Source organism: Oceanobacter kriegii DSM 6294, from assembly GCF_000422845.1.
GTDB classification, from domain to species: Bacteria; Pseudomonadota; Gammaproteobacteria; order Pseudomonadales; family Oceanobacteraceae; genus Oceanobacter; species Oceanobacter kriegii.
This window is the reverse complement of record NZ_KE383933.1, coordinates 65,600-89,524: the sequence shown is the minus strand read 5'-3', so window position 1 is coordinate 89,524 and position 23,925 is coordinate 65,600. Positions and strand designations below refer to the sequence as shown.

Below are 23,925 nucleotides of genomic sequence, written 5' to 3'. Positions count from 1 at the left end.
ATGAATTAACGAACACGGAATGATCAGGAGAACCCACATGGCCACAGCCCACACTTTGTACCGTGAAGGCAAATTGCAGGAAGCAATCGAACAGGCGTTGCAGGAAGTGCGCGAGCAACCGGGAGACGCCGCTGCGCGCGCGTTTCTGGCCGAGCTGCTGTGCATTCAGGGGGATTTTGAACGTGCCGACAACCAGCTCAACACGCTGGTAACACTGGAGCCAGCCAGTCTGCTGATGGTGAACACCTGGCGTCAGCTGATTCGTGCGTCGCAGTCCCGTAAGGACGTTTACGAGCAAAGCGCGATTCCGGATGTGATCGAACTGCCAAGCCCACGCATTGAAAACGCCCTGGCATTGCTGCTGGCGCTGAAAGAAAACAACGCCGAGGCCATTGGCGAGTGTTTGGCCAAGGTCGACGCCAACACCCCGGAAGACGACCAAAGCCCGTTCTCGGTGAACGGCGAACGTGTGTGGCTGCGTGACCTCGACGACGTTAACGCCGGCATCCTGGAAGTGATGGGCGCTAACGGCAAGTACTTCTGGGTCGATTACAACGACATCCGCGAACTGCAACTGCATGCACCGGAACGCCCGCTGGATGTGATCTGGCGCAAGGCCACGCTGGTGCTGTCGAACGGCACCGAAGGTGAAGTGTTTGTGCCCGCCATCTACCCGAATCTGGCAGGCCATGAACTCAACGACCAACAGCAACTGGGTCTGGCGACCGACTGGTTGGAACAGGGCGAGGTGATGCGTGGTCAGGGCTTGCGCAACTGGCTGGCCGGTGAAGAGGTGCTGAGCATCAACGAGCTGGAAAACGTCAGCTGGCTGGCCTGTGAAGTGGACTGTGAGGTGGCCACCGCTGAGGCAGGAGAAGCCTGATGGCACGGGTGTCCGCACATCAACCGGTATTGCCTTCCTTGCTTGATCGTTTGATCGACGAGGACCCGTCAACGCCGTCCGACGGGCACAAGACCAACAGTATGTTGCTGCAACAGATGAAAGAGGGGGTTCGCCGCGATCTGGAGAACCTGCTCAACACCCGGCTGGCGCATCAATACGAACTGGAGCGTCACCGCGAAGTGGAAGAGTCGGTCATTAACTATGGCCTGCGCGACTTCAGCCACATCCAGTTCGATTCCGAAGACGACCGCCAGAAATTCCGCTGGACCATCGCCAAACTGATTGAGCAGTTCGAACCGCGGCTAACGCGTGTTCAGGTCGACATGGTGCCGGTGGGCGAAGACTACGAACGCACGCTGTATATCAAGATCACCGGGATGCTGCTGGTCGAACCCGACCCCATCCACATGATTCTCGATTCACGGGTAAAAACGATCGACCGCTCCCTGCGGTTAAGGGAACTGAATCATGGATGAGAAACTGCTCTCCTATTACAACCGTGAACTGACCTACATTCGCAAGGCCGGTGCCGAGTTTGCCGACCAGCACCCGAAAATTGCCGGTCGTTTGCGTCTCGACAAGGACATCGTTGAAGACCCTCACGTCTCGCGCCTGATTGAATCCTTCGCCTTTCTGACCTCGCGCATTCGTCGCAACATCGACGACAGCTTTCCGGAGCTGACCGAGGCCATGATGGGCCTGCTGTACCCGGACTATCACGCGCCGGTGCCATCCTGTTCGGTGATTCAGCAGCGGGTGATTCCGCAAATGGCCCACACCGCGCAAGTGCCTGCCCAAACTCGCATGGAGCTGGGCGGTGGCGATACTATCTGCCACTTCCGCACCACCATGGACAACACCGTGCTGCCATTGAGCGTGGGCGATGCCAGCTTTGCGCCGATTCCGGTGAAAGCGCCGCCGCTGCCAAGTTACATGGCCAACGGCCGCTTGCAGTCGGTGATGAAGGTCAGCATTGAGCCGATCAAATTGAACGATCTGGCCGGTATCGAAGCCGACTCGGTGCAGTTTTTTATCAACGCCCAACCACAAGTGGCGTTCCGTTTGTACGAGTACCTGTTCAACAACCTGTTGGGCGTTGCCGTGGCCAAAGACCCAATGGCCACCGACGTGCTGTACCTGACGCCGGACAGCCTCAAGCCAATTGGACTGGGCGATAACGAATCGCTGGTGCCATTCGACGGTCGCAGCAGTCGGGGTCACCGGTTGCTGTCGGAGTTCTTTGTCTTCCCCGAGAAGTTCCTGTTTGCCGAGATGAGCGGCCTGCGCAATATCTGGCAAAAGCTGCCGGAAGGTTTTCAGCTGTACTTCTACTTTTCCGACACCGACCCGGAACTGGTGCAGGCGGTCGACAGCACCACCTTGCAGCCAGGCTGTACGCCGGTGGTGAACCTGTTTGACGAGCGTTCCGAGCCGGTGCGCATGGCCAAGATTGGTGACGAGTTCAAACTGCGCATTGCGCCCAACTACGGCCAGCTGGCGGATATTCACACCATCAAGAAGGTGAACGCGCGTCCGCCACACGGCGAGCGACTGGAAATCAGCCCGTTTTACGGCTCCCACAAGGTACGTCGCCATCATCAGGATGCCAGCGACATGTACTGGTGTGTACGCCGTGAAAACAGCTACTGGCACAGCGGACTGCCAAGCCGTGGCACCGACACCTGGCTGGCGCTGGTTGACGACCGCTTTGGCCCGGTAGAAGACCGCAAGGAGTGGGTGATTGAAGCCGATGTGGTCGCCACCAACCGCGACTTACCGTCAAAACTGCCGTTTGGCCCGGGCGAACCGCGGGTGGCGTTTTACGAAGGCGGTTCTGGCTTGCGTCAAAGCTGCCTGTTGCCACCCACGCCGTCGTTGCAACCACGCTTGCAGGAAGCCACCCGCTGGCAGCTGATTCACCATATTTCGTTGCAATGTTTTGGCGAGGACGACGGTGTAGAAGTGCTGCGTGAAGTATTGCGCCTGTACGACTTGCAAGGCAGCAAAAGCTCCGGTGCCATCATCAATGGCATTACCGGCCTAAGCACCGAAATCACCACCGCCCGAATCATTCAGCAAGGCCGTGCGGCGCTGGTGCAGGGTACCCGCATCATTCTGGAATTCGACCCGCTGTTCGACAGCAGCAACAGCCTGTATTTGTTCAGCGCGCTGCTGAGTGAGTTCTTCTCTCACATGTGTTCGATGAACAGCTTCACCCAGCTGGTGGTCAAGTTGCAGCATAAAACCCAGCCACACATCGAGTGGCCGCCGCGTAACGGTTCGCAGGTACTGGTATGAGCAAGATGCCGGTGGCTACCGACGCGGTCGACTTCTTCACGCTGGTACGGGAGCTGGAACGTCAGGCAGAAGCCGGTTCCAGTGACGCGGAGCAAAGCGATCAGCGTCGGGTCTTGTTGGGTCAGGACGGCCCGCCGAACCGAGAGGTGGTGAAATTCCGCTCCTCCATTGGCTTGGGTTTTGCCGAAGCGGCGGCGCGTCAGAACGACAAGCCGCGCAGCGCCCGGCAGGAGCTGTTTGTGAATTTTATGGGCCTGGCGGGCCCCAGCGGCGTACTGCCGCAACACTATTCGCGATTGCTGATGGAACGCAGCCGCCGTCGTGACAGCACCCTGGCGGACTTTTTCGACATCTTTAACCACCGGCTGATCTCGCTGTTTTATCGCGGTTGGATCAAGTACCGGCTGCCGCGCCAATACGATTTGCACGTTGGCCTGAAAACCCCGGACCCGTACAGCCGCACCTTGCGCAATTTGTCTGGCCAGCATGCCGACGAAGGCAGCGAAGCCAGTTTGTATTACTCCGGCCAGTACAGCCGCTCGATTCGTTCGGCATCGTCGCTGGAAGACGTCCTGCGGGACTTTCTCGAGTTGCCGGTAAAGGTCAACAGCTTTGTTGGCCACTGGCTGCCCATTCAGAAGCACGACCGCCTGAGGTTGGGCACCCGTGGCCGTGGAGCCAATAACCAGCTGGGGGCCGGGGTGTTACCGGGTCGCCGTTGCTGGGATGTGCAAAGCCGCATTTCGGTGGAAATTGGCGAGATGGATACCCCGACCTACGCCCGTATTCGCCGCGGCACCGACACCTTCGACGAGTTGCAGCGACTGATTCGTCTGTACGTACCGACCCAGATCAGCGTCGACGTGTTGCTGAAATTCCGCGACCGCAGCGATTCACTGCCAACACTGGGCGGCGGTGCCCAACTGGGCCGAACCACCTGGCTGAAGCCGTCTGGCGATCATGGCCTGATGGTCGAAAAAGTAAAAATTGGCTGATGGCCGCCGAATGGCGTGAGGCCAGCAAAGCGTATCAGAAGGCCCGCATTGCGTACCTTCACCCGATAAATCAAAACCACTGAAGCACCGGCGCCAGGCAAACCGGGCAGGGCGCCACAGGGAGCCAAGACAGGAAGCATTATGGAACTGGACAAGCTGATCAAAAACCTCTCGGACGAGAGCCGTAGCCTGCTGGAAAGCGCAGTTAAAACGGCTGCTTCCCGTGGCCATGCGGCGGCCGACGTTGAACACCTGCTGCAGGAAATCGCCCAGCACGAACCCAACGATATTCGTCTGGTGCTGAAGCACTTTGATATCGATATGGAAAAGCTGCACCGCGAATCGCTGGCAGCGCTGGAGCTGCTGAACGCCAGCGGCGAGGGCTTCCCGAAAATCGCGCCAGACATCATCCGTTTGCTGTTTGAAGCCTGGATGGTGGCGTCTACCCGTTACGAATCCCTCAGCATTCGCCCGGTACACATTCTGCTGGCGGTGGTTGAAAGCGATGTGCTGCGCCTGCGTTTGAAAAACGCGGCGCCATGCCTGTTGGCCATTGATGTCGAGGCCTTCCGCGAGCAGTGCCATGGTCTGCTGACCCATGGCGAACCGCAAACCGCGGCTGCTGAAGGCGAGCCAAAAGCGCCGACCAAAACCCCGGCGCTGGATCAGTTCACCATCAACCTCAACGACATGGCTCGTGACGGCAAACTGCCGCGGGTGATCGGCCGTGATCATGAGATCCGCCAGATGGTTGATATTCTGACCCGCAAAAAGCAGAACAACCCGATCCTGACCGGTGAAGCCGGCGTGGGTAAAACTGCCGTGGTGGAAGGTTTGGCCGAGCGCATTGTGCGCGGCGACGTGCCGGATGCGCTCAAGGACGTTGAAATTCACTCGCTGGATATTGGCCTGCTGCAAGCCGGTGCCGGTGTGAAAGGCGAGTTCGAAAACCGTTTGAAAAACGTCATCAAGGAAGTCAATCAATCGGTAAAACCGGTGGTGATCTTCATTGACGAAGCCCACACCATGATTGGTGCTGGTAATCAGGCCGGTTCCGGCGATGCTGCCAACCTGCTGAAACCGGCATTGGCTCGTGGCGAGCTGCGTACCATTGCCGCCACTACGTGGGCGGAATACAAAAAATACTTTGAATCCGATGCCGCGCTGACCCGCCGTTTCCAGGTGGTGAAAGTGGAAGAGCCAACGGTCGATCAGGCCACCGTGATGCTGCGCAGCATTGCGCCGTCGCTGGAGCAACACCATGGCGTGGTGATTCTGGACGAAGCCATCGTCAGTGCCGTGGCCCTGTCGCATCGTTATATTCCTGGCCGTCAGCTGCCCGACAAGTGTGTCAGCTTGCTGGATACCGCCTGCGCCCGGGTGAACCTCAGCCAAAGCACAATTCCGGCCCGACTGGAGCAATGTCAGGTCGCGATTGAAAACCTGACCTTTGAAATCCAGCGTCTGGAGCAAGAACAGCACGATGGCTTTGACCATCAGGAGCTGATTGCCGAGCTGAATGCCAAGCTCGATAACAACGCCAATGAACAGCTGTCGCTGCAAGCGGCGTTCGATAAGGAACGCACCGTCATCGACGCCATCATCGAACTGCGCCAGCAAATCGAAGCCATTCGTCTGGCGGTGTCTGAATCGTCTGCCGCTGACGAGTCGCAAGAATACGCAGCGGCCAGCGACTCATTGTCGGATGCCTTCCGCGACAACAGCGAACTGCAAGGACTGGTGCAGCAACTGGCGGCCCGTCGCGAAGAGCTGTTGGCCTTGCAAGAACAGCAGCCACTGATTCACGAGTGCGTTGATACCAATGTGATTGCCAGCGTGATTTCCGACTGGACCGGCATTCCTGTAGGCCGCATGCAGGCCGACGAGATCAACAGCATTCTGCAATTGCAGCAAGTGATGGAAGAGCGCGTGATTGGCCAGTCTCACGGCATCGCCCGCATTGCCAAGTCGATGCAGATTGCCCGTGCAGGCCTTAGCGATCCAAAACGGCCGCTGGGTGTGTTCATGCTGGTGGGCCCAAGCGGCGTCGGTAAAACCGAAACCGCCATGACACTGGCCGAGCAGGTGTATGGCTCGGAGCAAAATATTACCGTCATCAACATGTCCGAGTTCAAGGAAGAGCACAAGGTGTCCATGCTGCTGGGTGCGCCTCCGGGCTACGTGGGGTACGGCGAAGGCGGTGTGCTGACCGAGGCCGTGCGTCGCAAGCCTTACAGTGTGGTGCTGCTGGACGAAATGGAAAAAGCCCATCCGGGCGTGCAGGATATTTTCTATCAGGTGTTCGACAAGGGCATGCTGAAAGACGGTGAAGGCCGCGACATCGACTTTAAAAACACCGTCATCCTGATGACCAGCAACACCGCCAGTGATCAGATCGAGCAGCTGTGCATGGACCCGGATACCCGGCCAACGCCGGAAGGCCTGCTGGATGCCATTGGCCCAACCCTGCGCGAAACCTACAAGCCCGCGTTCCTGGGTCGTATCAACATCATTCCGTACTTCCCGTTGGACGAAGACAGCCTGGCAGTGATTGCCCGTATGCAACTGGCTTCCATTGCCAAGCGGGTGCGCGAGAACTACAAGGCCGAACTGAACTACAGCGACGAGGTGGTGGATTACATCATCGAGCAGTGCCAGCAGTCGGATACCGGAGCGCGCCGAATTGCCATTTTGCTGAACAATTCGCTGCTACCGTTTTTGGCTGAAAAAGTTCTGGCCTGGCTCACAAAAAATGAATCCGTTAGTGAGATATATCTCTCATTATCTGAAAGCCGCGAATTTGAAGTTGATATCAAATAATTAACGCTCTTTCAGAGAATAAAATTAATTTTGTCAGGATTTATAAAAGCGGGACTACTGCTCAAATTCAATCAAATTGGTTGTTATAGAATGCACCCGCTTTCAGCAATTCTCACTCATTTATAAAGGACGATAGAGAGGATTTCTTATGTCTATTTTTGTTAACTACGATGGTATTACCGGTGAAGCTTCCGATCCAGGTCACGAAGGCTGGATGGATGTAGATGATATCCAGTGGGGCGTGGCTCGTCAGATCACCTCCTCTACTTCTACCCAAGGCGACCGTGAGTCTTCCAATGCGGTAATTACCGACCTGGTTCTGACCCGTCGCATGGACAGCGCTACCCCTAAAGTGTTCATCGAATCCTGCTGCGGTACTGGTAAAGACGTGGTTATCCACCTGACCAAAACCGGTACTGGCTCTGGCTCCGACGTATACATGGAGTACACCCTGAAGAACGCTCTGATCAGCAACTACTCTGTTCACGCGTCTTCCCAGTCCAACGAGCGTCCTTCCGAGCACATCACTGTGAGCTTCGTTGACGTTGAAGTTAAGTACACTCCATACGACGAAGATGGCAACGCCGAAGCCGCTATCGCCGTTGGTTACGACACTGCGACCAACAGCAAGCGCTAAGTTTCAATTTAGCTCTTCTGATGCAGTTAAAAATGCCTGCGCCTTGCGCGGGCATTTTGCGTTTTACGCATTGTGTTTATCTTGTATTGGCCGGAATTTATTCACATAAATAGTGTGATCGGATTCAATAAATTAACGTTGGTTTGATTTATTTTTTGTGCGCCAGTTCCGCTTCAGGCAATATTGAATTTAATATCACTCAGGGATATATGGCAGCGTCTTGCCGGGTATTTATTTCGTAATATCGCGCGCTGGCAGTATGGAAATCGGTATGGATAGCGACAAGACTATTATCAAGCCTCGTCCGGGAGGCAGGCCTTCGGCCCCTGTAAATCCGGATCAAACCATCATCAAGCCCAGACCCAAACCGGGACGCTCGGCGGCAGCCATGCCGCTGGAAGACGACCGTACGGTGATTCGCGGGCGCGAAAAACCCCTCGATCCAAACATCAGCCTCGACCCCGAAGCCGGCTCGCTGGATGTGCCTAATGCCAAATTGCTGGCCGCCGCCGATCCGCTGTTGGCGTTGGTGCCACAGTTGCGGCAGCTGAACGGTCAGGTTGACGTTGCTTCGTTGCAGCGTGAGGTGGTGTCACTGGTGAAGCAGTTTGAACACCGTTTGTCGGCGGCTGCCATCGACCCGGACACCCGCCACCAGGCGTCTTACATTTTGTGTTCACTGCTGGACGAAACGGCACTGAACACCAGCTGGGGTGAACACAGCAGCTGGTCGCAAAAAAGCGTGCTGAGCACCATTCACAACGAAACCTACGGCGGCGAGAAAATCTTCAGCCTGCTGGACCAGGTGATGATTGCCCCGGGTCAGCACATGGAGCTGATTGAGCTTATGTATCTGGTGCTGTCGTTGGGGTTCATGGGCAAGTACCGGGTACACCCGCAAGGCCCGTTCAAGATTGAACAGATTCGCAGCCAGATGTACGAGCTGCTGATTCGTAGCCGTGATGACGACACGCCGAAAGAGCTGTCGCCATCGATCAAACCGGCGGCTGGCCTGAAGGGCAAGATTTTCACCTTCCTGCCGGTATGGATGCTGTGGGCGGTGTTGCTGCTGGGCGGCTTTGGTATTTACAGCTGGCTGCTGATGGATCTCAACAAGCAGTCCGACGCCACCGCCAGCCGTGTAGCCGCATTGGTGCCCCATGAAAACGTCACCATGGCACAAACCAACGAGCCGCACCCGGAAGCCATTCGCCTGATGACCTTGCTGGCGCCGGAAGTGGAACGTGGTCTGATCAAAATTGACCATTACATGACCCACACCTCGCTGACCTTGCAAGGCGGTGAGCTGTTCGGTTCGGGTACGGATGAGCTCAACAGCATGTTCAATCCGGTTCTCGACAAGATTGCCAAGGCGCTGGAAACCACCACTGGCCGCATCGTTGTCACCGGCCATACCGACAACCAGGCGATTCGTACCACCCGTTACCCATCCAACTGGCATTTGTCGCTGGCGCGCGCGTCGGCCGTGGCTCGCTATTTGGGGCATTCGGGCGATCTGACCGGCCGCTTGTTGCCGGAAGGTCGTGGCGACCGTGAGCCGGTAGCCAGTAACGACAGCGCCGAAGGCCGTGCGCAAAACCGTCGGGTGGTGATTGATGTGTACCACAGCGGTGCCCGTGCCAGCTCAGAAGATCAGGCGTCCAGCCTTTATCCGCAAGCCAAGGAAAGCCCGGCTGCAACCGATGTCGCGGTTGCAGTAGCGGCGGAGAGTAACCAGTCATGAAGAAAATGATTCAGTTTATTACCCAGGGATGGTTTCTGGCCCTGATCGGCATCATTCTGCTGGCGGCGGTGGTGTGGTTCATCGGTCCGGTGATCGCCATTGCCGACTACAAGCCGCTGGAGTCCGACGTGGTGCGTCTGGGCGTGATTTTTGTGGTGCTGGTGTTGTGGGGGCTGAACAACCTGCGCAGTAACCATTCGGCCCGCAAGTCCAGCGAAGCATTGGAAGAAGCCATTGATGAGCCGGTACAAAATCGTAACGGCGAAACGCCATCGGCGGAAAGCAGCCATGAAGAGCAGGTGTTAGGCGGCCGTCTGAAAGAAGCCATCGGCCTGATGCAGGGGCGTAAATCCGGCTTCTCGCTTGGTAAGGACAAGCTCTACTCGTTGCCCTGGTACATGATCATCGGCGCGCCGGGTTCCGGTAAAACCACCGCACTGAAAAATTCCGGGCTGGATTTCCCGCTCAAAAGCCAGATGGGCGAAGAGCCCATTCAGGGCGCGGGCGGCACGCTCTACTGCGACTGGTGGTTTACCGATCAGGCCATTTTTATTGATACCGCCGGTCGTTACACCACCCAGGACAACCCCAAGAAAGTGGAATCCCACGCCTGGCTGTCGTTTCTTACCCGCTTGAAAAAAGCACGTCCGAAACGGCCGCTCAGCGGCATCATGGTGGCGGTCAGCATTGAAGACCTGATCACCAAAACCGACACTCAGCTGAGCTTGCAAACCACCGCCATCAAGCAGCGTATTCAGGAGCTGAACGCGCACCTGGATATGGAGCTGCCGGTGTACGTGATGTTCACCAAAATGGACCGCATTACCGGCTTCAACAGCTTCTTCACCAGCATGAGTGATGAAGACCGCAAGCAGCCGTGGGGCATTACCTTTGAAGAGCTGGGTGCCAATAAGGCACGACAGATTCTGGAGCAGTTCCCGTCCCATTACGACGATCTGGTGCAGCGCATGAATGGTCAGGTGCGCAACCGACTGCACGACGAATCGTCGCCCGGCAAACGTAATCTGATTTTTGAATTCCCGCGCCAGATGCACGTCTTGCAGGCCTCGATTGCCGGTTTCCTTGGCAACATCTTCAGCCCCAACCAGTTTGAAGAGCCATTTATTTTACGTGGGGTGTATTTCGTCAGTGGCACTCAGGCCGCCATGCCGTCGCGCTGGGCGGGCGGGGTATTGCCGGCGGAATACTGCACTGCACCGGCCGAGCGTCCGGCACGTGAATCACGCTCTTACTTTGTTCAAAACCTGCTTAAAAATGTGATCTTTGCGGAGGCTGATTTGGCATCGCTCAATGCCCGTGTGCGGCAACGAAATCAATGGTTGTATCGTGGTGCCATGATGCTGGGACTGTCTGGCTTTGCCGGCATGCTGTATGCGTGGAACAACAGCATGGATTTGAACGAGCAGTACCTGGCCAAGGTCGACGAGACCGTTATGGCGTTCGAGAAGGAATCCGGCGGCTCGCTGGACACCACTTCCGATTGGCTGACGCTGTCGCGTTCCATGGACACCCTGCGTGATGCACCAACGGGCTACAGCGATGCCGATGCATCACCCGCACTGGCGGAAGGCTTTGGTCTGTACCAGGGCGACAAGGTTGGCGTGCAGCTGCGCGCTACCTATCTGGATGCCCTGAGTGTGTACTTCATGCGTGACGTGGCTCGGATGATGTCCGAGCAGATTCGCAACGCCGAAGACGATGACGAGCTGCTGTACGAGTCGCTCAAGTACTACCTGATGTTGTTCAGCCCGGAGCATATGGACACCGAAGGCTTTGAAGTGTGGGCCAGCCTGCTGTGGGCACGCACCATTCCGGGTGAGTTCAATCAGGGCTTGCGTGACAACCTGGCGATGCACTTGCAGCAAGCCTTGGCTAACGCACGTTACCCTCGTTCCATGAACGAAGAAGTGGTGGAAGACGCCCGCGACATTCTGGCCCGCACGCCGTTGGATCAGCGCTTGTACCGTCGCCTGAAACTGGATGCGCTGGCAACCGGCAAGGAAGGTTTTGACGTCGAATCGGTGCTGGGCAAAAAAGCCGAGATCCTGTTCTACCGCCGCAGTGGCAAAGCCCTGCCAGAAGGTATTCCGGAGTTCTTCACCTACAACGGCTTCCACACCAACTTCAACGTACAGCGTCAGCGCATGGCCCAACGATTGGCCGATGAGCAGTGGATTTACGGTGATGACATGCACGCCGAGCTGAGCGATGACGACATCGACGCCATCAGCAAGCGCGTTGCCGAGTACTACTACGCCGAATACAACCAGCGTTGGGACGACTACCTGGGCGATTTGCGCATTCGCTCGTTCAGTACCGTCGATGGTGGTCAGGCCGTGGTGCGTATGCTGGCCGGTGCCGATCAGCCGCTGGTGAAAGTGCTGGATGCGGTTCGCAAACACACCGCACTGAGCACCTTGCCGGGCATTTCTGAAGAGCAGAAAGAGTCGCTTAAAGAAGCCTCGCAAGAATTTGGACCGAACCAGCTGAACCGCCTGAAGCGTCTGGTGCCGTCTGATCTGGCCGATGGCGCTGAGCTGCCGGGGCAGGAAGTTAGCGATCACTTCTACGAAATCAACGATTACACCTCGGAAGGCAAGGGCCGCCAGCTGGACCAACTGCAAGAGTCGTTCAATGGTTTGTATGACTACTTCCAGTCGCTGTCGTATTCCGATGACGTTAAAGCCACTGCCTTTGAAGCGGGCCTGAACTCCCAGTCCGGTGGCCAGGCGCTCAATGCCGTCAAAAAAGCCATGGCGGAATCGCCACAGGTTGTTCAGGGCTGGTTTGAATCTGTTGCCCAGAACACTTCGCAAGTGACGGTGGTTGCTGCCAAAGGCCACCTGAACAACGCCTGGAAATCCGACGTTGTCGGCTTCTACAAAGTTGCTCTGGAAGGCCGCTACCCGATCAATCCAAACAGCGATCAGGACATTCGACTGGCCGACTTCGCTACCTTCTTTGGCCCGGGCGGCACGCTGGACAGCTACTTCGGCGAATACATTGCGCCGTTTGTTGATACCACCCGCACTCCGTGGCGCTGGAAGAAAAACATTGGCCTGAGCGTATCCAGCCTGCGCATGTTTGAACGTGCCCATCGGATTCAGCAGTCGTGGTTTAACGGCGGTGATGCCTTGCAGGTGCCGATGACCATTCGACCGGACGAACTGAACAGCAGCGTCAACAAGGTCACGCTGGTGATGGATGGCGAGTCGATGGATTACGGCCACGGCCCGATCCGCTCAACGGAAATGACCTGGCCGGGCGGCGAGCCACAAAGCCGACTGACGTACACACTGGTTAGCAAAGGCACGCCAATCAGCACCCGTGCCGATGGCGAGTGGGGCTGGTTCCGGCTGATTGACCGCGAAGGCAAACTGAAGAAGCGCAAGGGCAAGGACGACTGGATGCTGTCGTTTGAAGTCTCCGGTATCGATAGCAGCTTCCTGGTGTTGCCGGGCAGCGTCTATAACCCGTTCGACCAGAACGACGTGCGCAACTTCGAACTGCCGGAGCGCCTGTGAGTTTTTCGGCCAACTGTGGCCTGTTCGGGAAGGTTCCCCAGCAGGCCGAGTTCATCAACCACTTCCTCGACAAGGAACTGACCGAGCTGTGGCACCAGTGGCTGCAGGCCAGCATCAGCGTTAGCAAGGAACAGTTGGGCGATCAATGGATCGAGTATTACCTCACCAGCCCGATCTGGCACTTTGCCTTGTCGCCGGGCTTGATCAGCCCTCATGGCGTAGTGGGATTACTGATGCCCAGCGTTGATGAAGTGGGGCGGTATTTTCCGGTAACCATGATGCACGCCGCTGACCACGATCCGTGGTCGGCCTACTTGAACGGCGAGCAATGGTTTCATGGTGCTGAATCGGTATTGCTGAACGTGCTCGACGAAGACATGAGCTACAACCACTGGATCGGCCAGGTAGAAGGCATCCCGGAACCGCGATTTGCGCTGCTGGATAAATACCAGATGGACGCCGGTCACTCATCGGCTCGTGCCGGTCTGGTGAGCAATCTGGGCGGCCATAGCCATTCTGGCTTGATGCACACCCTGATGCAGGGACTGACCGAACGCGCGTTCGGCCCGTTTGGCCTGTGGTGGACTGCAGGCTCGGAACATATCGAACCCTGTCTGGCGGTATCGGCGCAAATGCCGGACGCCGGGCAGTTTGCGGCACTGTTGGATGGCCGCTGGCAACATTGGGGATGGCCAATGAACCTTCCCATGGACGGTGAAAGGTAAGCGTGTTGATGATCGAAGGTGGTATTGCGTCCACGGGTGTGACCCATGAAGGCCTGGTACGGGCGCGCAACGAAGACAGCATTCTGGTGGCCCCGGAATCCGGCTTATGGGTGGTAGCCGACGGCATGGGCGGCCATGAAGCAGGTGACTACGCCAGCCAGTGTGTGGTTACTCACTTGCAGCAGGCGGCACGAACTCACAGCGGTGCCAGTTTGGTCGAGCACCTGGCCAGCGCCGTAGAAAGCGCCAACCGCGAAGTGTACGACTTCTCGAAATGGCAAAGCGAAGACGGCATTGTCGGCACCACTTTTGTGGCGCTGGTGTTGGAGGGGGAGCACTTTCACTGCTTCTGGACCGGCGACAGCCGCTGCTACCTGCTGCGCGACGACCGCCTGCAAATGCTCAGCCGCGACCACGCTGACGAGGGCGGCCTGCTGCACGGCATTGGCATCGACCCTGAGCCCTTTATTGACTACGTTAACGGCTACCTCTACGAGGGCGACCGTTTCTACTTATGCACGGATGGCATCAACAAGGTCATCACCGACCAGCAGCTGGAAAACACCCTGCGCCAATGGCACGAAGACATCGACCAGATCAACAACCGACTGGTCTACGATGCCTTGCGGCGGGGGGCGCCGGATAACTTCAGCAGCATTATTGTGGATGTGTAGCGCCCGTTAGGCAGCAGTAGAATGACATGCCGCCAAGTGCCTTTATTTCCAATGGGTCAGTAAGCTCTGTTGCAGCTCGGCGTTGTTAGCTACTTCCGCTACGTAGGCGAAGAAGTCGTGTTGCTCGTCTTCCTCTGGTTGGCCCGGGCGTGATAACCCGAGCTTTTGCCACCAGGCTGTGTAGGTAATGTCTTTGCTGCTGATGGTGTCTGCAATGGTGAAAGTGGTGGTGCCAGAGCTGACGCAGTGCAGGTACTTCACCTCACAGTCGTCGCTGTTCAAATGCCAGATACGATGGTTGATTTGCAACACCAGTTGCTGGTCTTGCCGGTAAATCGCGCAGGCTTGATGGGGTAAGGCAAACAGACAGCCGCTGACGTCTGGCTGTGCTTCTGCTGCGGATTGGGATTGCTCAACGGGCTGCCAAAACCCGGTCATGGGGTCGAACTCGACTCCAGTGCCGCAACGATTGAATGGTCTGGCCAGAATCATTGGATGTCCTTTTTCAAAACGGCTGCTTCTTGCTCGCAAGGGCTTCAGACAACTTCAGCCAGGCCAGTCAATAAGTCCAGCTCGATATCCCGGCGTAGCAAAAACTGCTGATAGTCCGCCGCTGTGGGGTACAGGGCGCTTCTTGGTGTTATTGGATGGCTTAGCGAGTGATTCAGAGAGTTCGGATGTTCGTTATTCGATTCGCTGTCTGAAGCACTCGTTAGATCGCTATTGAGATAGCCATGTTCAACGTCTGCCCCTGTTGCCTCTGAATCAAATCCCTGCTGTTCCAGCCACTGTTGTCGAGATACCAGTGTTTGCAGATACAGCAAGCGCTGGTGCCGCACCCATTCGACTTGCTGGGCATTGGTCCAGTCCACCTGATAACGGCTGCTGTGAAAGCGGGAATCCGGGCCGGGCACATAGCCGTAGACTCCGGCTTGAGAGGCTTCCAGTGTGGCGGGTACGTCTTCGGGAGAAATATTCTGCGGCAGCACATGGGCAGCACCAGAGCTTGGCGCGACGGGGCCATCACTGCTGTTGGCACGCTGTGGGTCCTCGCCGATACCAGCCTGGGCAAATACCTGCGCAATGGCAATGGGCGCCAACGCTTCTCGCTCTGCTTCGGGCAGGCTTTCCAGTTCGTCGGCCTTGGCATTGAGCTGATTGCAGACGGTATCCGGGTCGTCGAGCAAGACGATTTGTTCGCCCATCGCCTGATCCAGGTGATCGCGAACGGCCAGGTAGCGCAGGGTTTCAATGGTGCCCGGCGCTTGCGGCGCGTTGTCGTCTTCATCGTGATGATGATGATGATGATCAGCCGCCAATGATCACGTTCCCCGAGCCAGCGGCAATGGAACCACCACAGGAAATGGCATCGCCAACGCGAGCGGCAGGAATACCATTGATCATCACAGAACCGGAACCTGCAGAAATGCTGCGAGGGTGCGGTGGGTTGTGTGGAATAACATGCAACAACACCATATCGCCCTGTCGGGCGGCGGGCAGTTTGTTAATAAGCACATTGCCACTGCCAGCCAGGATGGGGGTTGGCGGCCATGGCCCGTGGTTGGAAGCGATATCGCCCAGTCGGGCAGCGGGTTTTCCCATGTTCGATCCTCCTGATCAGTTCAGCATAATGGCGCCAGCCTTGATTGCTACCTGGCCGCCGTCGATGGTGATTTTGGAACCCCCCACTTGCAGTGTGATGCTACTGCCGGCCTTGATGGTGATGCTGCCGCCGGCTTCCAGTTGCAGGTTGCCACCAAACTTTTGCTTGCCATCGCCACCAACACTGACCGACTGATTACCACCGATATCCAGTGAGCTATCCGCACCCACGGTTTCGGTGTGCTTGTTGGTAATATCGATTTTCTGATCGTTCTGAATGGTCAGGGTTTGGTCATGCTGAATGGTGAAGGTCTGATCGTTCTTAACCAGACCGTTGTGGTCTTTTTCAGCCTGAAAATAGACCTCTTCCTCGCCCTTTTTGTCTTCAAAGTACAGCTCGTTGCAGTTGTCTACACCGCCACCTTTCATCGAACGGGTACGAATGCCCGAACGCGTGCCCATTTGGGCAGAGTAAGGTGGCTTGTGTTCGGTGTGGTACAGCGAGCCCAAGGCGAACGGGCGTTCGGGATTGCCGTTTTCAAACGCGACCACCACTTCCTGGCCTACCCGTGGCAAGAAATAGGCACCGAATTCGCTGCCTGCAAAGCCCTGCATTACCCGCAGCCAGCAAGTGCTTTCCTGGTCGGATTTGCCCAGCCGGTCCCAGTGGAATTGCACCTTGATGCGGCCGTATTCATCGGTGTGAATTTCTTCGCCTTTGGGGCCGGTGACAACGGCGGTTTGCAGCCCCTGAATCTTGGGTGCCGCAGCATCCGGGAAAATCAGCGTGCCGCGTGGCACTGCTTCTACCCGGCAGTTGAACAAACCACGGTTGTTGTCGGCGCTGATCACCATGCGGGTGAGGGTGAACTCTTCGTCTTTTTGCTCGAAGGCACCAATAATGCCGCCCACTGGGGCCAGCTCGACACTGAAGTGATGGCCTAGGTCGAGGCCACGGCAGTCGCCACCGCCATGGAAAATGGACGAGCGATTGGTTTCGTTATCACGGCGGGCGCTGACACGCAGCTTGCCATCGCCCTTGGTTTCGATGGTGTCGGAGTAAACGTACGACTCCAGATCCATAACGCCGGTGGCGCCCGCCATGCTGCCAGCGGCATTGGATTTCACTTCCACTTTTTGCTGCGGCGTCATGTAGTTGTACGAGGTTTCGCTGTACTTGCCGGTCACAAAGCGGCCGCTGTTTTGCCAATAGGTCAGGTGGTCGACAGAAGGGGTGTGTGACTGCACTCGCACCTTGGCCGGGCTCATGGCAGGCAATGAGTTGGCATCGTCGGTGATGTTCAACGTGTGCTGGCCATTTTTGTGGGTGAAGTAGAAGGTCAGGCCCGACTGTTGGCAAATACGCTTGAAAAACTCCAGGTCGGTTTCGTTGTACTGCACCCAGAAGCGCTTGTTGCTGTGGCTGTTGGCCAGATCGACCTTGAATTTGGCGTTGTCGCCGTAGTCCGCAAAAATGGTGTTGATGACCTTGTCGACCGGTTCGTCCTGAAAAATACGACAATCGGAGCGGTGAGCCAGCAGCAATTCCAGCCAGGAAGTAATGGTCAGCTGATACAGGCTGCGTTCGCCCGCATTACTGGTGCCTTTGGCGGATAATTCTGAAACCAGTCCATTGAAATAACGTTTGCTGTCATCGCTTTTAATCAATTCAATAGTGGCAGATGTGCCTACTATGTCTTCTGGTTTTAAACTGTGATTTTGTTCCGAAAATACATTGACCTTAAATGTAAATCCTCGCGACATGGAAAACTGACATTCCATGTTATCGGCAACCAAAACCCCTGATCCCAGGGTGGTTTCGATACGGAAAAGGCGTTTGTCCTGGGTCTGCAAGCTTGCCATGTCGGCTCCTTTCTATTGATTGGCCCTGTATCCATGGGGCCTTCAGGGTGGTTGTTGGCTTTCTTAACCAAACCACTGATCAGGTGAATATGTGAACCAAATCAAATAATTCTGGATTTTTAACGACGTAATAATACCGATTTAATTTTGGTTTTATTGTCTGGATTTATGAAATCGAGAATAGAGTCACTCTTTGTGGTTTGACTTGAAGAAGGCCTGAAACAAAAATCCCCATACGAAATTTTAAGGTGAGATTATGCGTATTTCACAAAAATAATATTTTTGTGTTTTACGTCATAAAAAGGAAAAACAGTGGCCGATATGGATGTCAAAATGAGAACCAGATCTATGAAAAATGCAGTCGTACCGGCTTCTGAATATTTTCAGGAGGTAGTGTAATGTCTGCCACTGTGGTGCCTGTCGCTCATCCTTCTCTGCTGGGCTTTCAGCTGGGGGAAGAGTTCTGGATTTTTGCTGCTCAGGACTTCCAGCCTTCTACATTTCTCTTGTTTAAGCGTCAGGGCTTTGCTGGAGACCCCTCAATTTTCACTTTTTCAACGGACTTGGATTGGATACTGGAAGAGTTTGATGATGGTCAGATCTTGGATCTGTATCGACTCTCCGGTAGGGAGATAGAAAGCCATTGGCTTTTCGGTTCCACAAAGGATGACCTGCGCGACCTGATCATGTCTGGTGTATTGCGGGCATTTAAGCTGGACGAGCAGACAGCGCGTCGCATGTCGAATATCAATGACACTATCTATAGTGATGCTACAGGATATGAACCTAGTGAAAGTTCTCCAATCAATGCGCTCAGAACACAACTAGCAGACAAGTTTGCAAAAGATCTGGAGGAGTTCTGGATCGGCAAAGATAAAGCCGACAAGCTGCATTGGGATAAAAACGCAATCCACCGGGAACTGGTTGAGGCTGTTGATACCGGTGCTGAGGCCGTCGATTTTGCTTACGATACGATTGTCGGAATCCTTGATTTATTGATCTTTGCTATAGAAGTGACGGCCGAAGTTGTTGTGGCTCATGCGCAGGTGAAGATGCTTGCTAAGCGTGCCTTCGCCAATTATGTCATGGGGAACCAGGAAGCTGCTCGCAAGGATCTGGAAGCCATTGGTATCAGGGTTGATGGCTGGATGAAGAGTGCAGAAACAGTGGCTGCCAAAATGCAGCAGGGGCTGGATTTCTTCAATCTGATTATGAGCGATCCACTGACCTGTCAGCTTCTTATTGATTACCTTGAAGCACGTTACGAGAGCCTTCCATTCCGCGATAGCAGAACGCTTCCTACCCGGCTTGCGCTAGAGGTTGGTGTTGAAGTTCTTTTGGCCTTCGCAAGTGGTGGTGGTGGTACTTTAGCAAAGGTATCAGCCAAAGCAGGCAAGGCATTTTCTGCTGGTGCGGCAAAGGCTGCGAAACTTTCCCGAATCGGCCCTTTCACACTCGAAATGATTGACCTTATGTGCGACATGGCGAGGTTGATGCGTAAGGTCGAGATGAAAGCGGATGAAGTGGTCGAAGAAGTGAGGGTGTACCCGGATGGACAAATATCTTCAACTCCAGATAGTTCTAGAAGAAATTTACTGGATCAGCCTAGAGATCTTTCCAATGTGGCTGTTCGAAAGGCTCTATTTGCAAAGTATGGTGTTGTGGTAGGCCCTTACAAGCAACTCCAAAAGATTAGCAAGCCAGGATTCCAGCGAGAGCACTTCCTTCCACATTCAAATTTCATGGAGCGTTCTAGAGATGCAAAATCAGGAGAGAGCCGATCTGACGTTCCTATTCGAAGTGAGTTTGGAGATTATACCGAAGGCGATGCTTTTACCTACTTTGTTTATGATGATCAAAGTAAAGGAACCGAGCATCGTTATATAACTGATGTCGAGAAACAGTATGCTCAGTCTCTAAACAAAAAAGGTGAGTTTGCAACAGTGACTCAGTGGCTCGATCATATGGAATCTGCTACAGCAAAAATGTTTTCGGATATAAATGTTGAGATATCTGAAGGTGTTACTGGGGCTAGAATTCCAGCCGATGATGCTGCAGATGTCGCGAAAGCGATACGAATAGAGTACGAAAATCAGTTGGATGTTTTGCGTGTAGATAAAAGCGCCAAAATGTCGAACTTGGTTGGTGGTGGTGGTGTTCCATCAACAACTAGTGATGAAAGAATCGATTTCTAAGGGGGATTTATGTCAGATAAAGAATATGAGATTGAACATGTTATCGATGCTGCGAGGTCTACTGATGGGAGATATTCACTGTATACGATGTATGACGAATCGGATCCTTTGTCAGCTGTTGGTCAGTTAGCTTTTTGTAGTGATAATACTCATGATCAACTTCTTGGTGTTAACTGTCAGTTAAATGCATTTTGGATATCTCCTTCAGGTTCAGTTTGGGTGGTTGATGATCACGGGGATGTATATACTACAGCAAGTGCTAGTTTCTCTGGGAAACATTATAAAAATCTTGAATTTTCGGGTAATGGATTTGAATGGAATGTAAAACAAATATTTTGGGGGCAACTAAACGGTGTCTGGGGGACGTCAGATAATGATGTTTGGGTGACTTCCTTTAATGGTGAAGTATTACACTGGAACGGTGCAGAGTGGAAGGAAGAGTTTCTTTTTGAATCCCCAAATTCAATTGATGGGAGTGGTTTGGATGATGTCTATGTTGTTGGATACAGTGGAAATATATTTCACTGGAATGGTGCGAAATGGTCGAAGGTTATTTTGCCGGATGACGTTGGGGATGATGAAGCTTTTACTGATGTCTGTGTAGTGGATAGCAAAACTGTCTACATTACTGGTAGGAATAGCAGGCTTCTGAAAGGTAATGCAATTGATGGGTTTTGCGATATAGGTGTTGCTGGATATTCCTGGTACGGCGTCGGTAATATTGATAATAGAGTCTTTTTAGCTGGTGGTGCTAAAGGTATTTTTGAGTATGCTGATGGTAAATTTGTATGCCTCAAGGATAAAGGGAATCCTGTCGGGGTTTTTAGTTCAGGCGGTTCCGTATTTTTTATACCAGCTGAGCAGCAGCCTAGGGCTTGGTATGTTGAGTATAACCCAACACACCCTAAACCTTGGTCGAGATATAATACTATTTGATCAGTAGTCTGTGGTTAGAGAAATTTCCATATTTATATTTTGGTGTTTAAGGGGGGGTCTCAGTTATAGAATAAGACTACAAGGAAGAACGACCACACGAATCACTCGGCGTTATGACTCCAAGCGAGTATCCTGAACAAGCAACCTCCCCGGAGAAACTCTAATAATGAGTGGCACTAATCAGGGGAGGGGGACGCTACAACTTCTGCAATCCCACCTCGCAGGCACAAAAAAGCCCAAGTGAACGAATCACTTGGGCTTTCATGGAATATGGTGGAGATGGCGGGAGTTGAACCCGCAGTCCGGGCAAAATGGCACTCCGCAACAGGTCGTAATGGGCTGCGCCCCCCGCAAGCGGCTCCCCCCGTTAATCATGGACTGCGTCCATCAGTTGGGCTGCGCCCCCGCAAGCGGGGCCCTGCTAGTTGATCAGGAAAACGGCTCATTGACCTGATTCACAGCCTAAGTAAAGAAGTGCAATGGTGTAATTTATTACATGTAAATGCTGTAATCGTTGTAATTACAGTGCTATAATACAATTATACCAAACGGAGGGAAGACCATGAGCATTGAAGAAAAGATCATCGCAGCCTGCAAAGAGCTTGAGTCAACAAACCAACCAGTCACAAACGTTTCAGTCAGGAATCTATTGGGCTCAGGATCGATGTCCACCATTGCGCCAATCGTACGTGAATACAAAACAGGCCAACCCAAAGCCACCAAAGAATCTCCCGAGTGGTTCAATGAGTTGTCAGAAAAGCTTTGGAAGAAGATTGAATCCACAATGAAACGAGAAATGGAACGAGAAATCGCCCGGATTCAAAAAGACTGCGATCAACTCGTTAAAAATGCCGAAAATGAACGTGATAAAGCACTTCTTGAGTGCGATCGACTCCGAGTCATTTTGAAAGAAACAGAAAACGGAGAAGAAATCGCCCAAGTCAAAGAAGACTACAATCAACTCTCAGAAAATTACAAGGAAAAGGCCACCAGAAGAATTTCCCTAATTAATTGTGCAAGATCAAACCTTGGGAATGTGGAATACAGCATCACAAGTCTTTTGAGCAGTTTAAAAGGGGACGCCATAAGTTCCGGAAACTACAAAGCCGTAGAAATAGCTGAGGAATTTCTTGCCATAACTAGGAATTCTCTTAATAACAACTACACCATCTATAAAATGATCGAGGATGACGAATAACCAAAAGAACCACCCGAGTTGGCTCTCACACCTCAATCGGGATCAATCCAGACCCTTCATCGTCAGCATGGCTGCAGGTGGCTTCTGTCGATTGACTCCCGAACGTGATGAACACAAGGCACTGACCAACAGGTTCGACGACGAAACCCAATGCTTCCAGATCCGAGACCGTCAGATCGGCAAAGCCTCCTGCAATTTTTGCACGAAAAATGTAGTCTATGAACGGACGCCGCCCATTGTTCCAAACAATGTCGAATTTTGATGAAAGCAGCGAATGCGCAGCACCAACGTTTTTTTTCTGCGAAGCAGGAACCGACAGAGTGTCAACAGGCTCCATCGCAACTGTTTCACGCTCTTTTTTTCCCGAGAGAGCCGCTATTCGATCAGGAAACGTGCTCCCCAGATAGATTGCCACAACAACGAACATCGCAAAGGGAATCAAAACCCTCGGCGACTTCAGCAACGACGAACCACGCGAATCCGAAGTCGACTCATCACCGGGACCGCCTGAACTACTTTTCGTGTGACTCTGATAGGCTTTGAACACTTCTTTCTTGAATGCAATCTGTCGACTTTCAAGTAACTGAGTGCGAGGAGGCTTCAGGCCAGTTGCAGCTCCCCCATAAATTCCAACACGAGATCGACCCTTCGACCACTTCCGATGCAAGTAGGTACGCTCTACCAAATCGCGGGGAAATTTCGCCAATTGTTCCAGGCCCTGAGTGACCAGAACGACTTCAGTTGAATTACCGTCATCACCCACCATATGGCGATGTTCCGCCAAGAACGACTTGTGCGACTGAAGCATTTTCGATGCAGCCATGCCCGCAGGCCACAATCGCCAACATTCATCAATCACCAAAAGCGAGCCAGGAACAAAAACACTTTGGAACCATGATTCATCATTCAACAAATCCTGAATATCGAATTGATGAATCCTTTCACCATGATCAGCCAAGATTTCGGAGTCTCGATTCAACGGGATGTTTGTAAAAACATTTTTCCCAGCCCGCAATGCAGGGATGATGGAATAAGCGACAACAGAATACGATTTTCCATGCCCGGGAAGCCCGGTGTAAGAAGTGATACTCATCCAATCACCGGAATCCTTCGAATAATGAATCTTGTCAAATAGGCGGTAACAATAATTTGAGCGCCCGTTTCGAGCATGAACATGTCAGCGCCGTACATGATCGCCGCAGGAAGCTGAACATCACTGTCAAGAAAATCTGGGTAAGGAATCGCAGCAAAAACTGCCACAACCCCCAGAAGCAATGCCGAATAAAAGCCCAAAAACATGTCGTGCAGAAGCGTCAAAAATGCATCCGCATGACAACCAAAGTCCAAAATTGAACATTCCATCCTTCAACCCCCCTCAAGCACTGGCAATAATCCTGAATCCAGCGAAAAGCCAACCGATCAAGAACAATGTCTGAACGATCGGAAAGAAAACATCCGCGAGCTGACAATGAATGTCGGTTGAAATCGTCTCGCCAAAAATGACCAAAGAGAACTCCGGGCACTCTGAATCTGAAATGACGAACCAGTCAGCAACCCCAGTGAATGCCACAACAATCGGGGTTTGCGTCAATTCGTCAAAGAACTCCTGATGGACTGACTCAATCGTCATTGTTGAATCAGAGCCACTGAACGTTGTGGTCCCTTCAAAAAGATCAACCAGATCGGAAACACCATCACCACTTGAATCCGTTTCGGTGCCAGTGTCGGTGTCGGTGTCGGTGTCGGTGTCGGTGTCGGTGCCAGTGTCGGTGCCAGTGTCGGTGCCAGT

General features: G+C 53.8%; 20 protein-coding genes. 13 read left to right on the top strand and 7 right to left on the bottom strand.

Annotation, left to right across the window (positions count from 1 at the left end; genetic code table 11):
- The first annotated feature begins 37 nt into the window (after window positions 1-37).
- From G516_RS0118265 to G516_RS23245, 10 genes are all read left to right on the top strand, one after another.
- The gene (locus G516_RS0118265) at window positions 38-883 is read left to right on the top strand and encodes a type VI secretion system accessory protein TagJ (protein WP_028294868.1); all 846 of its coding nucleotides are present in this window, start codon (window positions 38-40) and stop codon (window positions 881-883) included.
- Window positions 883-1,380 (top strand): type VI secretion system baseplate subunit TssE, encoded by a 498-nt coding sequence (gene tssE, locus G516_RS0118260; RefSeq protein ID WP_028294867.1) that lies wholly within the window; start codon window positions 883-885, stop codon window positions 1,378-1,380. Before G516_RS0118265 ends, tssE begins: the two co-directional genes overlap by 1 nt.
- Window positions 1,373-3,202, top strand: coding sequence for a type VI secretion system baseplate subunit TssF (gene tssF, locus G516_RS0118255; protein WP_028294866.1), 1,830 nt, complete (start codon window positions 1,373-1,375; stop codon window positions 3,200-3,202). Before tssE ends, tssF begins: the two co-directional genes overlap by 8 nt.
- The gene (tssG, locus tag G516_RS23250) at window positions 3,199-4,197 is read left to right on the top strand and encodes a type VI secretion system baseplate subunit TssG (RefSeq protein WP_051219596.1); all 999 of its coding nucleotides are present in this window, start codon (window positions 3,199-3,201) and stop codon (window positions 4,195-4,197) included. Before tssF ends, tssG begins: the two co-directional genes overlap by 4 nt.
- Before the next feature lie 141 nt (window positions 4,198-4,338).
- Window positions 4,339-7,017 carry a type VI secretion system ATPase TssH gene (tssH, locus tag G516_RS0118245; RefSeq protein ID WP_028294865.1) on the top strand — a complete coding sequence of 893 codons (2,679 nt, stop codon included), beginning with the start codon at window positions 4,339-4,341 and terminating at the stop codon, window positions 7,015-7,017.
- Between the two features lie 148 nt (window positions 7,018-7,165).
- Window positions 7,166-7,654 carry an Hcp family type VI secretion system effector gene (locus tag G516_RS0118240; RefSeq protein ID WP_028294864.1) on the top strand — a complete coding sequence of 163 codons (489 nt, stop codon included), beginning with the start codon at window positions 7,166-7,168 and terminating at the stop codon, window positions 7,652-7,654.
- A gap of 271 nt (window positions 7,655-7,925) precedes the next feature.
- Entirely contained in the window at window positions 7,926-9,398 is a 1,473-nt protein-coding gene (tssL, locus tag G516_RS0118235) for a type VI secretion system protein TssL, long form (protein WP_028294863.1), read from the top strand.
- The gene (tssM, locus tag G516_RS0118230) at window positions 9,395-12,943 is read left to right on the top strand and encodes a type VI secretion system membrane subunit TssM (RefSeq protein WP_028294862.1); all 3,549 of its coding nucleotides are present in this window, start codon (window positions 9,395-9,397) and stop codon (window positions 12,941-12,943) included. Before tssL ends, tssM begins: the two co-directional genes overlap by 4 nt.
- A complete protein-coding gene (tagF, locus tag G516_RS0118225) occupies window positions 12,940-13,668 on the top strand; it encodes a type VI secretion system-associated protein TagF (protein ID WP_028294861.1) in 729 nt (242 codons plus the stop codon). The genes tssM and tagF overlap by 4 nt, the downstream gene beginning before the upstream one ends.
- Before the next feature lie 8 nt (window positions 13,669-13,676).
- Entirely contained in the window at window positions 13,677-14,342 is a 666-nt protein-coding gene (locus tag G516_RS23245; RefSeq protein ID WP_036537469.1) for a PP2C family protein-serine/threonine phosphatase, read from the top strand.
- Window positions 14,343-14,384: 42 nt separating this feature from the next.
- Here the strand turns inward: G516_RS23245 and G516_RS0118215 are convergent, their stop codons facing one another.
- Genes G516_RS0118215 through G516_RS0118200 form a run of 4 tightly spaced genes read right to left on the bottom strand, consistent with a single transcriptional unit; the run spans window position 14,385 to window position 17,807 of the window.
- The gene (locus tag G516_RS0118215; RefSeq protein WP_028294860.1) at window positions 14,385-14,834 is read right to left on the bottom strand and encodes a hypothetical protein; all 450 of its coding nucleotides are present in this window, start codon (window positions 14,832-14,834) and stop codon (window positions 14,385-14,387) included.
- Window positions 14,835-14,878: 44 nt separating this feature from the next.
- On the bottom strand, window positions 14,879-15,661 hold the full coding sequence (locus G516_RS0118210; protein ID WP_028294859.1) for a hypothetical protein: 783 nt from the start codon (window positions 15,659-15,661) through the stop codon (window positions 14,879-14,881).
- Window positions 15,651-15,944 carry a PAAR domain-containing protein gene (locus G516_RS0118205; RefSeq protein WP_028294858.1) on the bottom strand — a complete coding sequence of 98 codons (294 nt, stop codon included), beginning with the start codon at window positions 15,942-15,944 and terminating at the stop codon, window positions 15,651-15,653. Before G516_RS0118205 ends, G516_RS0118210 begins: the two co-directional genes overlap by 11 nt.
- 15 nt (window positions 15,945-15,959) lie before the next feature.
- On the bottom strand, window positions 15,960-17,807 hold the full coding sequence (locus tag G516_RS0118200; RefSeq protein WP_028294857.1) for a type VI secretion system Vgr family protein: 1,848 nt from the start codon (window positions 17,805-17,807) through the stop codon (window positions 15,960-15,962).
- 398 nt (window positions 17,808-18,205) lie between these two features.
- Between G516_RS0118200 and G516_RS0118195 the strand changes: the two genes are divergently transcribed.
- From G516_RS0118195 to G516_RS0118185, 3 genes are all read left to right on the top strand, one after another.
- Window positions 18,206-20,002 carry a hypothetical protein gene (locus G516_RS0118195; protein ID WP_028294856.1) on the top strand — a complete coding sequence of 599 codons (1,797 nt, stop codon included), beginning with the start codon at window positions 18,206-18,208 and terminating at the stop codon, window positions 20,000-20,002.
- Between the two features lie 9 nt (window positions 20,003-20,011).
- Entirely contained in the window at window positions 20,012-20,938 is a 927-nt protein-coding gene (locus G516_RS0118190) for a beta propeller repeat protein (RefSeq protein ID WP_028294855.1), read from the top strand.
- Window positions 20,939-21,500: 562 nt separating this feature from the next.
- Window positions 21,501-22,136 carry a DNA-binding protein gene (locus tag G516_RS0118185; protein ID WP_028294854.1) on the top strand — a complete coding sequence of 212 codons (636 nt, stop codon included), beginning with the start codon at window positions 21,501-21,503 and terminating at the stop codon, window positions 22,134-22,136.
- Between the two features lie 25 nt (window positions 22,137-22,161).
- Here the strand turns inward: G516_RS0118185 and G516_RS24155 are convergent, their stop codons facing one another.
- The 3 genes from G516_RS24155 to G516_RS24815 form a co-directional block, all read right to left on the bottom strand.
- Entirely contained in the window at window positions 22,162-23,229 is a 1,068-nt protein-coding gene (locus tag G516_RS24155) for a zonular occludens toxin domain-containing protein (RefSeq protein WP_051219595.1), read from the bottom strand.
- On the bottom strand, window positions 23,226-23,498 hold the full coding sequence (locus G516_RS23235) for a hypothetical protein (protein ID WP_036537423.1): 273 nt from the start codon (window positions 23,496-23,498) through the stop codon (window positions 23,226-23,228). Before G516_RS23235 ends, G516_RS24155 begins: the two co-directional genes overlap by 4 nt.
- A 13-nt stretch (window positions 23,499-23,511) precedes the next feature.
- On the bottom strand, window positions 23,512-23,925 hold a 414-nt coding region (locus tag G516_RS24815; RefSeq protein WP_028294853.1), incomplete at its 5' end, for a hypothetical protein.

Coding starts and splice junctions, on each gene's coding strand:
- G516_RS0118265 (WP_028294868.1), top strand. CDS start 38: ATGGCCACAGCCCACACTTTGTACCGTGAAGGCAAATTGCAGGAAGCA.
- tssE (WP_028294867.1), top strand. CDS start 883: ATGGCACGGGTGTCCGCACATCAACCGGTATTGCCTTCCTTGCTTGAT.
- tssF (WP_028294866.1), top strand. CDS start 1,373: ATGGATGAGAAACTGCTCTCCTATTACAACCGTGAACTGACCTACATT.
- tssG (WP_051219596.1), top strand. CDS start 3,199: ATGAGCAAGATGCCGGTGGCTACCGACGCGGTCGACTTCTTCACGCTG.
- tssH (WP_028294865.1), top strand. CDS start 4,339: ATGGAACTGGACAAGCTGATCAAAAACCTCTCGGACGAGAGCCGTAGC.
- G516_RS0118240 (WP_028294864.1), top strand. CDS start 7,166: ATGTCTATTTTTGTTAACTACGATGGTATTACCGGTGAAGCTTCCGAT.
- tssL (WP_028294863.1), top strand. CDS start 7,926: ATGGATAGCGACAAGACTATTATCAAGCCTCGTCCGGGAGGCAGGCCT.
- tssM (WP_028294862.1), top strand. CDS start 9,395: ATGAAGAAAATGATTCAGTTTATTACCCAGGGATGGTTTCTGGCCCTG.
- G516_RS23245 (WP_036537469.1), top strand. CDS start 13,677: ATGATCGAAGGTGGTATTGCGTCCACGGGTGTGACCCATGAAGGCCTG.
- G516_RS0118215 (WP_028294860.1), bottom strand. CDS start 14,834: ATGATTCTGGCCAGACCATTCAATCGTTGCGGCACTGGAGTCGAGTTC.
- G516_RS0118205 (WP_028294858.1), bottom strand. CDS start 15,944: ATGGGAAAACCCGCTGCCCGACTGGGCGATATCGCTTCCAACCACGGG.
- G516_RS0118200 (WP_028294857.1), bottom strand. CDS start 17,807: ATGGCAAGCTTGCAGACCCAGGACAAACGCCTTTTCCGTATCGAAACC.
- G516_RS0118195 (WP_028294856.1), top strand. CDS start 18,206: ATGTCTGCCACTGTGGTGCCTGTCGCTCATCCTTCTCTGCTGGGCTTT.
- G516_RS0118190 (WP_028294855.1), top strand. CDS start 20,012: ATGTCAGATAAAGAATATGAGATTGAACATGTTATCGATGCTGCGAGG.
- G516_RS0118185 (WP_028294854.1), top strand. CDS start 21,501: ATGAGCATTGAAGAAAAGATCATCGCAGCCTGCAAAGAGCTTGAGTCA.
- G516_RS24155 (WP_051219595.1), bottom strand. CDS start 23,229: ATGAGTATCACTTCTTACACCGGGCTTCCCGGGCATGGAAAATCGTAT.
- G516_RS23235 (WP_036537423.1), bottom strand. CDS start 23,498: ATGGAATGTTCAATTTTGGACTTTGGTTGTCATGCGGATGCATTTTTG.